This window comes from Arthrobacter sp. Hiyo1 (assembly GCF_001263615.2).
Taxonomy (GTDB): domain Bacteria; phylum Actinomycetota; class Actinomycetes; order Actinomycetales; family Micrococcaceae; genus Arthrobacter.
This window is the reverse complement of sequence record NZ_DF952470.1, coordinates 556,081-566,877: the sequence shown is the minus strand read 5'-3', so window position 1 is coordinate 566,877 and position 10,797 is coordinate 556,081. Positions and strand designations below refer to the sequence as shown.

The window sequence follows — 10,797 nt, the reverse complement described above, 5'->3', positions numbered from 1 at the left end:
AAGTCCATCCACTCCCCCGGCATGGTCGCTACCGACGAGCAGCTTGCTGCCGGACAGTGTTCCGCCAAAGTGGTCGACGCCGCCACGGGCGAGTACCTGCCGGACCCGGCCTGCACTCCCGGGGCAACAGATCCCGCGGTTACCCAAGAGAACCTCGATTCGACGATCTGCATGAGCGGCTATACGGCCACGGTGCGCCCGCCCGCTTCGAATACGGACAAGGTGAAGGCCGAGAGCCTGCGCGAATACGGCCAGACTGCCGCGAAGACCACGGAATACGACCATCTCATCAGCCTTGAGCTCGGCGGCACCAACTCCGTGTCGAATCTGTGGCCTGAGCCGAACAAGGCGAGCGCCACGGGCACCACGAACCCGAAAGACGCGGTGGAGAACACTCTGCACAAGGCCATCTGCACCCACAAGGTCACCCTGTCAGCTGCCCAGAATGCGATCGCCCACAACTGGGTCACCGCGGTCAAAGACCTCGGTTTGTAGCAGCGCGGACCGCTGCATTGACCATCCGGGATCTCTCAAATCCCGACGGCGGCCCTCATGCAATCCAGCCCCTCTTGCAAGGAGCAATCGACGCGTTCGGCAGCAAATGGGGGTCAAGGAGCGCATCGTAGGATAGAGCGTGCCTGTCCCGCTCCCCTACAAAGTGGGCTGGCACTTTCCTTGACCAACGAGGGAGAGCCCGGTGAGGTCGCCGGCGCCGAACGAAACCACTCCTGGGGTCTCCGAGGGATTCATGATCTGGCTAGGGTCGTTGACATGGTCCAGGCCAACCACGTGACCGAGCTCGTGCTCGATCACGGCCCTCACCTGTTCCGTTCCGAGTTCCGCCGACATCCGTTGGAGTGCAGGGCCGTTCAGCTCCACCTGCCCGCTGACGTAGGTGAAGCCGGTATTCCCAAAGCTGACAGCTTCGCTGCCTCCCAGGCCCATGACAGTTTCCCCTTGCGCGGGATTCGTGAATTTCGGTTGTTCGGCGTGGGTCTCCCAGGCGATGAGCACCGGAGCCCAACGGTCCCCGTACCGATCCTTCTGATATGACCGATGGCCCGCGGACGGAGCCTCTGTCGTGTCGCCGTCGTTGACGAAGGTCAGTCCAGTTGCGTGGGAGATCGCAGTGACAGCTTCCTGGATGAGCTCGGGGCCGACTGCCGGTGAGTTGGCGGGGCGGGTGACGTAATGGATCGCCCGGCACGGATCATAGGTGACCGGACTGCCGTCCTCACGCTTCTGCAGGAAGGCGTATGACTTGCTGGTCACGGTCAGCGGTGCAGGCTGACCAAGGGGGCCCGGGTTTTCCCCGATACCCGCCGGTGGATGATCCTTTGCCTGGAGCGCCGCGCCGGCTGCAGGACCGCCGGGTGCCAAGGGCCCGATCGCACCCGGATTGGCGATGCCATTTAGTCCACCAAGTCCGTTCAGCCCGGGCACAAAGGGGCCTACGAAATAGAGCCCAGCCAGAAGCACAACAATCCCGGCGACGATCGAAGCAGCTCTGGCCACCCGCCGCAGTTTCTTGGGTCGCGGGGTAGGATCAGCTGCTTCGCGCCAGGCAGTCGGCGTCGGCGTACCTTCTTCCAGCATTTCTTCGAGCTTCCACAGCGGAATACGTTCCGGCACTTTCCGTGGCCCAGATGCCGAGCCTCCGGTGACCTCCCCGAAGATGCCTTCGTTGTCCCTCGAATCCCCCATCGTCAGAGTTTATCCCCTGCCCCGAACCGACATCCCATATTCCGGACCACATCAAGGGCCTTCGGAACAACGCGCGCTCTTAGGTCATCGGAAATACTCTGAATCCAGCCTTGGACCGGCTTACGCCCCAGAGCAAGACGGACCCGTCGAGCCTTCGGACGGCGATGGACCGTTGGACGCTCAAGATGTCCACGTCCTGCGGGTAGTCGCACTCGGTGTGCGCTGTGAACTCTTCTGCGAATCTGCGGTCGAAGATGAGAGCAAGCCCCTTCCACTTCCGTTTCTCGTACGTGGACAACCCGAAAGAGAAAGCCATCGCGATTCCCGCGACGATGAACAGAGGCCATTTGGGAAGTTCAGCCGACCCGAACAAGGTGACACCCGACAGGATCCAGAACAGGAGGAAGAAAACTCCCGACATGATCCTGACGGCTCTGTATTTCCTCGCTTCGGGGAATGCAACAGTGAAGCCCGTGCGACGATCATCCATGAGGCGCCCCGATCCGCGTTGCAAAGTGCGTTTCTTGCTAGTGAACCAAGAATGTCGAACCGACGATAGAACCTGGCCTCATCCGGCGGGGTGCCTCCGGAGTGACGGCAACGTCGTCGAGTCCCCGGGGTGGTAGAGGCGCCTAGCCATCGGGAAGGCCGAATCGGATTTGAAATCCAAACCCGAAGCATGCTTAGTATGTAGTAACGGCCGTATCGATCGGCTGCCGAACCAGAGGAGGAAACACCATGGGACTAGGCGACAAGATTGAGAACGCTGCCGAGAAGGCCGGCGGCAAGGGCAAGGAAGCTGCCGGGAACGCCACAGGCGATGAAAACCTGAAGGCGGAAGGCAAGGCCGACCAAGCCAAGGGCGATTTGAAGCAGGCCGGCGAGAAGGTCAAGGACGCCTTCAAAAAGGACTGACCTGACCCGTAGAGCAAAGGGCGCATCCCAGCGGGGTGCGCCCTTCGCCGTGTCCGGTACTCGATTCCAGACAGGCTCCCGCGGGCAAACACTCCGCATACTTACTAATCATGGACGCCGGGCAACCTCACCGTTACTGTGATCACACCCGATGTTGCTCATCCGGGGACTGCGTCAATGGAGTCGCAGTGAAATCACATCTGGGGGATTTGATGACAACGCTGGTCCAGTCCGAGGGCGAATTACACCACGACGCAGAGGTCAACACCGTTTCCGGCGTGGACGGCGGTGGAGCGGGGTTCAGCCCTGAACATGAAAATGTCAGGATTGAGGACGCAGGTGAAGGGATCCTCAGGATCATTTTGCGGCCGGGAGGCCGAATCACCGCAGAAGACGGGGGTCTTGTCCAGGAGCGGTACCTGGCGCTGACGGGCGGAAGGGGCGCTGCGGTCCTACTTCAGGTCATCGGCGTCGAGTCTGTCAGCCGCGACGCCGTCCGATTCTTCAGCGAAGCGGCCACTATCACGGCCTTCGCGATTCTGGGTAGCACGCCGGTGGACCGTGTCATTGCCCACGGCAGGCACGGGCTCCCCGCACCGCAGTGCCCCACCCGGTATTTCACGGATGAACAAGAAGCCTTGGGGTGGTTGCGCGAGCTGCGTCCTGATGCCGCAAAATACGGCACCAGCACGTCTTCGAAGTACACCGCCCCAAGCCCTCCCCTCCGAGCAACGCGGGGTCACTTACGGCCCATTTGGTGCCGCTGAATGGGCCGTAAGTGACCCCGCATTGCGAGATCCCGCGTTGTGAACTGCGCGAGTTAAGAACTATGCGAAGTCCGAGACTGCCGGATCCGGTCCGATGCGGCCTTCGGCGCCTCGGTCCAGGCCGTTGATGGCCTCGATGTCGGCCTCATCCAAGGTGACGCCAAGGGCTGCGAAGTTCTCCTGGATCCGGGACTCGGTCACGGACTTGGGGATCACAACGTTGCCGATCGCGAGGTGCCAGGCGATAACCACCTGCGCCGGGGTGGCGCCGTGCTTGGCAGCAATCTGCGCGATGGTGGCGTTCTCAAGGAGCTCGCCACCCTGGCCAAGAGGCGACCAGGCCTGCGTCAAAATGCCCCGGGCAGCGGCGAATTCACGGAGTTCGGACTGGTTGAAGAACGGGTGGAGCTCGATCTGGTGGATCGCCGGAACCACGCCGGTCTCGTCGATCAGGCGCTGCAGGCCTTCCTTGCTGAAGTTGGAGACGCCGATGGACTTGATGCGTCCGCGCTTCTGGAGCTCGATGAGGGCCTTCCACGTGTCCACGAACTTGTCCTGCTTGGGCTGCATCCAGTGGATCAGGTACAGGTCAAGGGTTTCCAGGCCGAGGCGGTTCATGGACTCTTCGAAAGCCGCGAACGTGGACTCGTAGCCCTGGTCCGCATTCCACAGCTTGGTGGTGATGAAGATTTCCTCGGGCTTGAGGCCGGAGGATGCTATGGCGCGTCCTACGCCTGCCTCGTTGCCGTAGATCTTGGCGGTATCGATGTGGCGGTAGCCGGCGTCGAAGGCCCGACGCACCACCTTTTCGGCTACATCGTCCTCAACCTGCCACACCCCGTAGCCGAGCTGGGGGATGGAGTTGCCGTCGTTAAAAGTAAGGTTCGGTGACGAAGTCATGGCTTCCATCCTGCCAGCCGTGCACACGGAGTGGCTACGGATTCCAGCCCCTCTAAGCTAGGCGCTTAATAGTTGTTACGTGGGAATAGACGCGTCTGCACCTAACTCGCCGAACTCTATGAGCCGGCTTTGGTCCCGAGCAACCGTTCGGCTTCCTCGACGTGCTCGTAAACGCTTCGGCGCGTCGACGTACCGAAGCCGCACCCACAGGAACGGGCCCGACGGCGAGACGCAGCATCGCGGCCGCCTCCGCCGTCGTGGCAAGAGAGTTACCCGCTTTGGACAGCGCGCGATGGACACCTGCGAGCGATCCCGGAATATCCAGCCCGTCACTGGGCGAACGGAGCTGGGCCTCCACGCAGACCGCACGTACCCTGGACGACAAGTCCGCCAGTTCGTTGGCAATGGCTACGAGTTCGCCGTAGAGCTGCTCGTCTTCGACACCTTCCAGCACCTGGTGATAGCGATCAAGGCCGCGGTGAAAGCGGTCGTGGGCACGGCGCCACAATCCTTTGCCAAGTTCAGCGTCATCCTTCCGCCCCTGCCGGACGGCCCCAAAGAATCCCAAACCAGCGCTCAGAGGTACTGGCCCGGACCGTGGTCCGGATCTTCAACTCGAGCAGGTTTGCCTGGTTCCGCTTCTTTGCCGGGAAGGTGGGCACGCTGGGGCTCACCGTTCTCCCCGATAACGACTCCGGGAGCAATCATGGTTCCGGGCGGGAGCTGGCGAAGCTGCAGCTGGGCAACAGCGTGCTCCCGGGCTGCCTGCTGGGCGGCGATGGCGGTCTGGATTCCGTGGAACAAGCCCTCGAGCCAGCCGACAAGCTGCGCCTGCGCAATCCGGAGCTCAGCGTCGGAAGGGGTCGCATTTTCAGGGAAAGGGAGGCTGATACGTTCCAGCTCCTCCACTAGTTCCGGAGCGAGGCCCTCTTCCAACTCTTTGATGGAGCGTTCGTGGATCGCGGCAAGGCGTCCGCGCGCTGCCTCGTCCAGGGGAGCGCTCTTCACTTCTTCGAGGAGCTGGCGAATCATGGTGCCGATCCGCATGACCTTGGCTGGTTCGTCGACGAGGTCCTGGAGGGTGCTGCCCTTCTTGGCGCCAGGCTTCCCGTCGGCCCTGGGGCCCGCTTCCGATGTGCTCTGTGCCGTCCCAGCGTCCAAGGTTGTGCCCTCCACCGGGATGTCGTCAAAACTCTCGCCACTGGGTTGAGTGTCGTCCTGATCGCTCATGCGTTCATACTCTCATGTGCCGCAACTCAGCCCAGCGCCTTGACCAGTATTTCGCCTTCGTCCTTAGCGAAACCACATTTTTCGTAGAAACCCGTTGCATAGAGGTTGGCCGGGACCCAGACTTCTTCCATCCCGTGTGTCCGCATCCACTCCTCCATGGCAGCCAGAAGGGACCGGCCGATACCGCGGCGGCGCCACTGCGCATGGGTTCCCATTTCCATGAGGAGCAGTTCCGCCCAGGGCCCGGCATTACGGCGGCGCTGAATGCAGCAGTGGAGGAATCCCACCATCCCCCCGCCGAGCTCAGCCAGCCAAAACAGCACGGCGGGGTCGCCCAGGAAGGAGCGGGCGCGTCGTACGTCAACGCGCCCGACGGCGGGACTGAAGGATCTTCGTCGAACAAGTTATCCATCTCCGCCAGGCTGATCAGCGCGCCGGCGTCGTCGGGGCCAAGCAGGCGGATCCGGACGTCGGCATTCGTCAATGTTTCGATGTCAGCACCTCCCCTGCGGAGCAGTCTATGCGGTGGTTGTCCCGTTGCCTCGGACGATTCCGATCACGCCGTTGCTGGCGCCATTGGACTGCTGGACCAGCCTGGCTTCGCAAAGATCCAGCCAGCGGGCCTCCGCCTCGGCATGGAAGATCAGGGAGTCCAGGACAAGCAGCCTGGCGGTATCCGTCACTCTTTGGTTGGCGGCCAGGTCCTTGCGATCCTGTGTGTACTCCTGCAGTTCCCGCAGGGATATCTCACGTTGGGCCTGGATGAGAGCGTGTGCGTCGGTCCCCGCCGTCGAGACGGCCAACGACAGCTTGATGGCCAATTCGTTCCTCGGCGGCGCTCCACGATCCACCGCAGTTGAAAACCATCGGCGGATCTCCACAGTCCCCGCGTCGGTGATGCTGAAAAGCACGTGGCCTCGGCCGTCGTCGCCCTCTTTGCGGACCAAAGCGTCGCGCTCCAGCCGGTTCAACGTGGTGTACACCTGCCCGATGTTCAGCGGCCAGACGGATCCCGTGCGTTCCTCGAACGCCGCCCGCAATTGGTATCCGTAGCGTGGTTGCTCCTGAAGCAATGCCAGGATGCTGTACCGGATGGACATCGCTCTCCTTCGTGCTGCCGGTTTTGCGGATGTCGCTAGAGCAGCAGAAGGACCTTGCCCATGTGCTCGCCGGAATCGAAGTACTCGTGGGCTTCGCGGACCTGCTCCAAAGGGAACGACTTGGCCACAAGCGGCTTGATCCGGCCGTCGGCCAGCATCGGCCAGACCGATTCGCGGACGGCGTTCATAATGACACCTTTTTCGGCGACCGGCCGCGGGCGCAGCGCTGTGCCGATGATCGCCGCACGTTTGCTGACCAGCTGGCCGAGGTTGAGTTCGCCCTTGACGCCACCTTGCAGCCCGATCACCACCAGCCTTCCGTAGTCCGCGAGTGCTTCCACGTTTTGCTGCAGGTATTTGGCACCGACGACGTCGAGAATCACGTCCGCGCCTTTGCCGCCGTTTTGTGCCTTGAGGCTTTCGGCGAAATCTTCTTCCGCGTAGTTGATGGCGATGTCGGCTCCGAGGAAGGCTTTCGCGGTTCCGACCTTTTCGGCCGTTCCGGCCGTCGTCGCGACCGTGGCACCGTACGCTTTGGCGAGTTGGATGGCCATGGTGCCGATGCCGCCAGTGGCGCCGTGGATCAGTACCGTCTCACCCGCTTGCAGTTGTGCAGTCATGATGAGGTTCGAGTACACCGTGGCGGCTACCTCAGGCAAGGACGCGGCGGTGACCAGATCCACGCCGTCGGGCAATCGCAAGACCTGCTCCGCGGGGACAGCAACCTGCTGTGCATAGCCGCCACCCGAAAGCAGCGCCACTACCTTGTCACCCACGGAAAACGGTTTGCTCACCTCGGGCCCGAACGCTGCAATCCGGCCGGAGACTTCAAGGCCGGGAATGTCGGACGCTCCCGGTGGTGGCGGGTAGAAACCGCGGCGCTGCTGGACATCGGCCCTGTTGAGACCTGCGGCGACGACGTCGATGAGAACCTCGCCGGGGCCGGGAACCGGAGCAGGGACGTCGCGGATTTCCAGAACCTCGGGTCCGCCCGGTTCGGAGATGTAGACGGCTTTCATAGAGTGCTCCCGATCTTGCTCAGTGCAATTGGCCTTTCAGACACCTTAACCGCGTTAATCGCGGAGGCAGGTTTTTGGCACAGCCAACTCCCTATGAAACACTACTAGGCAGGGAAGGTTGTCCGAGCGGCCTAAGGAGCTGGTCTTGAAAACCAGTGTGCGGTAACCCCGCACCAAGGGTTCAAATCCCTTACCTTCCGCGTGGCGCGCTTTAAGGCGCGAACTGGCAGCAGATGCCCACAGAATCGCTTCTTGTGGGCATCTGCTGCTTTTTCGACGGCGATAGCCAGTTCAGTAGCTGCGGTCCCCGAATCGGCGCTGCACGTCGAGCAGGAACTTGAGCCCGCCGTCAGACAGTTCCGAGTTCCGGAGACTCCAGCTGGCCGACTCCCGCAACGCCAGGCACCGGAGGGTCCGGCTGTTGTCCAGATCCAGGTGCCAGGCGTCATCCAAGGGAATCTCGGTGCCGCCAGGCATCCGGTAACCCTTTGCGTGGAGCGCCGACTGAATCACTTCCCGGCGCACGTTGTACGGGGGCGCCTCGCCGCTAACAGCCCAATGGACCAGCAGGCGCATGACCTCTTTGTCGACGCCGTGCTGCGGAAAGGCGAACCGCTCGGCCAGATAGTCCCACAGGGCTGCAGGATCCTGCACAGCGTGACGGCCAGCGGGGGTGAGGACCAGCCTTCCTTTAAACTTGCGTAACAGTTTCCAATCCTGCAGTTGTTCACGAAGGTCCAGGATCGGAACAACGTTGTTTTCATTTCGCCCCGGCATCGGCCACTCATCATCCCAGCCGAGCTGGGTCATGGCCCGTTTGACTATTGCGGGTTTGAGGTAGCCGGCGGATGTCAGTTCCAGCCCGTCCGGGTGTGCTGCATTTAGAAACCACGAAACCGGGCCAAGGACGGTCTCCCTGTCTTCCGGTGTAGCGTCGCCCGGCCAGATCCGTCGTGCCAGTTGGCGCAACTGCCCATTCACCGCGACGAGATCGAAGTCGGTGGGGTCGAAGTCGGCTGCCGGCTGATGGGTTACCAATTCGAGCCACTTCGCGCACTGGCCATGCTCGGAGTGGCCAGGGTTGCCAAGCACGGCCACCACATTCGCGTAGCCCGCTGCCCCGCCGGAGTCTTCCAGGGGTCCCCGCATCGCGCCATCGAGGCAGGCAACGGTGTTTTCAGGAAGAGTGGCCGGGCCCACGACCTCGATCTCGTGAATCCACGAATCACCAAAATCGTACTCGTACTCCAGCGGAGCTTTACCCGGCCGGGCCGGGTCAATGAGCTCAAGCAGCCCGACGTCGGCAGCAAGCTCGGCGCCGGGTTGCACGCCGTCGTCGTCGGTTCCGATGATGATCCGGCGGACGCCCTTACGATCGACACCGCTAACGCCGTAAAGGTGGCAATCCTTCCAACCGAGGCCGTCTGAATGCTTCCGTGCAGCACAGCGACGGTGGCCGACTCGGGGAGGACCACCCGCCTCCAAATGAGCGGTTCAGTATCGCGAATTTCTATGCGGAGCTCGACGGCGGGAAACTGCTTGGGTGCGTCCATATCGGCCATTCTGCCAGTAGGGGCAACGACGCCGGGACGCCCCTGATGCAGCCTAGACGGCTACTTCGACATATCCGTCCACCAAACGGGTGGCGTAGCTTGCAAGCCGCAGTTCGGGGTTGGTAAAGCATTCGCCGGTTTCCAGGTCGTACACCTCTTTGTGAAGCGGCGAGGCGATCGTGGGACGGCTGCCTCGGGAACCGACGATTCCCCGCGCCATGACGTTGGAGAGGGTTGCGGGGTCCTGCTGGGATACGGCCAGGACTTCATCCGGCGTGGTGCGGAAGAGCGCTACTTGCTTGCCTCCGACCAGGGCAGCTTCGCCCCAGGCCGGTTCCAGCTCGTCGATCGCGCAGACGCGGTGCCAGCCGGACGCGGTCGGTGCGCTCTGCTGTTGTTCCTTTTCACGATCCAGAATTACGGTCATTTCAGCCCCTATCGCTTAGCCTGCCGGTCCGGCGGATCCAATTCCGCCATCCGGCACGGGCCGTTTGCGGCCACAACTTCACGGTAGGCCCGCCATGTTTCGCCGGAATGCAATCAATGTGTCCTGCTCGTAAAGGAGACCTCACATAACCGCAATCCTCACCGTGATGCCGAAGTTAAGCCCCCGAAACAAAAGGGAAACTGACGCGAAACTGCGCGTCTTTAGTCTGAAGTGACAAGTCGCGGATGACGGTTCTGCGGCACATGCGAAAGGCCGCCAGTGACCGGACATACTTCCCCTTCAGAGAACCCGCGCCGCATTGTTGTCGCGGGCGGGGGCCCTGCGGCCCACCGTTTTGCCGATGCCATGCATACCCGCGGTCTCGAGCTGGCACGTCACGGTCCTGACCGAGGAAGCACATCTTCCTACGACCGGGTCACGCTGAGCAAGGCGCTCATCGAGGTGGACTACGACCTCACCCTCGGGCATGCATCGATGTGGGACCACGAAGCCCTGGACCTGCGGACTGGCGAGCGGGTGGTCAAGATCAACCCCGAAGCCAAGTCCGTGGAAACCGCTGCCGGCAACAGCTACGAATACGATGCACTCGTGGTCGCGACGGGTTCGAACGCCGCGCGCCTCCCGATCCCGGGCGCCGAACACACCCACGTCTACCGAACGCTCGAAGACGTCTGGGCCATCAACAAGGCGATCACCGAACTCACCGCGAAACTGGGACGCAGGATCAAAGCCGTCACAATCGGCGGCGGCCTCCTGGGCCTTGAATCGGCCGCCGGGACTGAGCGGCTTGGCGCCACCCCGATCGTCATCGACGGTGCGCCTTGGCTGATGGCAACGCAGCTCGACGAAGGCGCTGGCCAGGCAATGGGCCGGCTCATCAAGGACAAAGGCTTCGAAATCCACGGCGGCGTGTTCCCCTCGGAAGTATTGTCCGACGACGGCCAGGTCACCGGCGTCCTCATGGCTGACGGCCGCATCATCGACGCCGACATCGTGATCGTCGCGATCGGGGTCAGGCCCCGCGACGAGCTCTTCCGTGCAGCGGAGGGTGAGGAGCAGGTCTTTACGATTGGCCCTCGCGGCGGTGTTGTCATTTCCGATGGTTGCGAAACCGAGATCCCCGGCATCTTCGCCATTGGTGAAGTCGCGAACTTCGGCGGG

At 62.4% G+C, this 10,797-nt stretch carries 12 protein-coding genes, 1 tRNA gene and 3 pseudogenes; 5 read left to right on the top strand and 11 right to left on the bottom strand.

Going from position 1 to position 10,797, the window contains the following annotated elements:
* Nucleotides 1-495, top strand: a 495-nt coding sequence (locus tag AHiyo1_RS11460) for a hypothetical protein (RefSeq protein ID WP_113990640.1), incomplete at its 5' end; no start/stop codon positions are given.
* Between the two features lie 156 nt (nt 496-651).
* Here the strand turns inward: AHiyo1_RS11460 and AHiyo1_RS11455 are convergent.
* Both AHiyo1_RS11455 and AHiyo1_RS11450 read right to left on the bottom strand, forming a co-directional pair.
* On the bottom strand, nt 652-1,704 hold the full coding sequence (locus AHiyo1_RS11455) for a matrixin family metalloprotease (protein WP_059388647.1): 1,053 nt from the start codon (nt 1,702-1,704) through the stop codon (nt 652-654).
* Nucleotides 1,705-1,783: 79 nt separating this feature from the next.
* Entirely contained in the window at nt 1,784-2,218 is a 435-nt protein-coding gene (locus tag AHiyo1_RS11450; protein WP_172465576.1) for a hypothetical protein, read from the bottom strand.
* 224 nt (nt 2,219-2,442) lie between these two features.
* On the opposite strand from AHiyo1_RS11450, the gene AHiyo1_RS11445 reads away from it, so the two are divergent.
* Nucleotides 2,443-2,619, top strand: coding sequence for a CsbD family protein (locus tag AHiyo1_RS11445; RefSeq protein WP_059388645.1), 177 nt, complete (start codon nt 2,443-2,445; stop codon nt 2,617-2,619).
* A gap of 188 nt (nt 2,620-2,807) precedes the next feature.
* Nucleotides 2,808-3,386 (top strand): DUF7793 family protein, encoded by a 579-nt coding sequence (locus AHiyo1_RS11440; RefSeq protein ID WP_059388644.1) that lies wholly within the window; start codon nt 2,808-2,810, stop codon nt 3,384-3,386.
* Nucleotides 3,387-3,446: 60 nt separating this feature from the next.
* Here the strand turns inward: AHiyo1_RS11440 and AHiyo1_RS11435 are convergent, their stop codons facing one another.
* The 6 genes and pseudogenes from AHiyo1_RS11435 to AHiyo1_RS11410 form a co-directional block, all read right to left on the bottom strand.
* Nucleotides 3,447-4,286: an aldo/keto reductase gene (locus AHiyo1_RS11435; protein WP_059388649.1), complete on the bottom strand. Its 840-nt coding sequence runs from the start codon at nt 4,284-4,286 to the stop codon at nt 3,447-3,449.
* A 116-nt stretch (nt 4,287-4,402) separates the two neighbouring features.
* A pseudogene (locus tag AHiyo1_RS26650) lies at nt 4,403-4,854 on the bottom strand (hypothetical protein).
* Between the two features lie 8 nt (nt 4,855-4,862).
* Nucleotides 4,863-5,516 (bottom strand): bacterial proteasome activator family protein, encoded by a 654-nt coding sequence (locus AHiyo1_RS11425; protein ID WP_059388643.1) that lies wholly within the window; start codon nt 5,514-5,516, stop codon nt 4,863-4,865.
* Nucleotides 5,517-5,542: 26 nt separating this feature from the next.
* A pseudogene (locus AHiyo1_RS11420) lies at nt 5,543-5,881 on the bottom strand (GNAT family N-acetyltransferase); the annotation flags it as partial.
* Between the two features lie 153 nt (nt 5,882-6,034).
* Nucleotides 6,035-6,616 (bottom strand): PadR family transcriptional regulator, encoded by a 582-nt coding sequence (locus AHiyo1_RS11415; protein WP_059388641.1) that lies wholly within the window; start codon nt 6,614-6,616, stop codon nt 6,035-6,037.
* Nucleotides 6,617-6,651: 35 nt separating this feature from the next.
* On the bottom strand, nt 6,652-7,635 hold the full coding sequence (locus AHiyo1_RS11410) for an NAD(P)H-quinone oxidoreductase (protein ID WP_059388640.1): 984 nt from the start codon (nt 7,633-7,635) through the stop codon (nt 6,652-6,654).
* Nucleotides 7,636-7,747: 112 nt separating this feature from the next.
* Here AHiyo1_RS11410 and AHiyo1_RS11405 point away from each other — a divergent pair.
* Nucleotides 7,748-7,835 (top strand) — tRNA-Ser (locus AHiyo1_RS11405).
* Between the two features lie 91 nt (nt 7,836-7,926).
* Here the strand turns inward: AHiyo1_RS11405 and AHiyo1_RS11400 are convergent.
* The 3 genes and pseudogenes from AHiyo1_RS11400 to nirD form a co-directional block, all read right to left on the bottom strand.
* The gene (locus tag AHiyo1_RS11400) at nt 7,927-9,120 is read right to left on the bottom strand and encodes a plasmid pRiA4b ORF-3 family protein (RefSeq protein WP_059388639.1); all 1,194 of its coding nucleotides are present in this window, start codon (nt 9,118-9,120) and stop codon (nt 7,927-7,929) included.
* Nucleotides 9,066-9,188: pseudogene (locus AHiyo1_RS28245) on the bottom strand (IS1096 element passenger TnpR family protein); the annotation flags it as partial. The gene AHiyo1_RS11400 and the pseudogene AHiyo1_RS28245, both read right to left, overlap by 55 nt.
* A gap of 52 nt (nt 9,189-9,240) precedes the next feature.
* Nucleotides 9,241-9,615: a nitrite reductase small subunit NirD gene (nirD, locus tag AHiyo1_RS11390; protein ID WP_059388638.1), complete on the bottom strand. Its 375-nt coding sequence runs from the start codon at nt 9,613-9,615 to the stop codon at nt 9,241-9,243.
* Between the two features lie 279 nt (nt 9,616-9,894).
* Between nirD and AHiyo1_RS11385 the strand changes: the two genes are divergently transcribed.
* Nucleotides 9,895-10,797, top strand: a 903-nt coding sequence (locus AHiyo1_RS11385) for an NAD(P)/FAD-dependent oxidoreductase (protein WP_253257271.1), incomplete at its 3' end; no start/stop codon positions are given.

What these genes read in the sequence shown, in the direction of transcription:
- AHiyo1_RS11415 (WP_059388641.1), bottom strand. Translation starts at nt 6,616, where the DNA reads ATGTCCATCCGGTACAGCATCCTGGCATTGCTTCAGGAGCAACCACGC.
- nirD (WP_059388638.1), bottom strand. Translation starts at nt 9,615, where the DNA reads ATGACCGTAATTCTGGATCGTGAAAAGGAACAACAGCAGAGCGCACCG.
- AHiyo1_RS11425 (WP_059388643.1), bottom strand. Translation starts at nt 5,516, where the DNA reads ATGAGCGATCAGGACGACACTCAACCCAGTGGCGAGAGTTTTGACGAC.
- AHiyo1_RS11435 (WP_059388649.1), bottom strand. Translation starts at nt 4,286, where the DNA reads ATGACTTCGTCACCGAACCTTACTTTTAACGACGGCAACTCCATCCCC.
- AHiyo1_RS11455 (WP_059388647.1), bottom strand. Translation starts at nt 1,704, where the DNA reads ATGGGGGATTCGAGGGACAACGAAGGCATCTTCGGGGAGGTCACCGGA.
- AHiyo1_RS11410 (WP_059388640.1), bottom strand. Translation starts at nt 7,635, where the DNA reads ATGAAAGCCGTCTACATCTCCGAACCGGGCGGACCCGAGGTTCTGGAA.
- AHiyo1_RS11445 (WP_059388645.1), top strand. Translation starts at nt 2,443, where the DNA reads ATGGGACTAGGCGACAAGATTGAGAACGCTGCCGAGAAGGCCGGCGGC.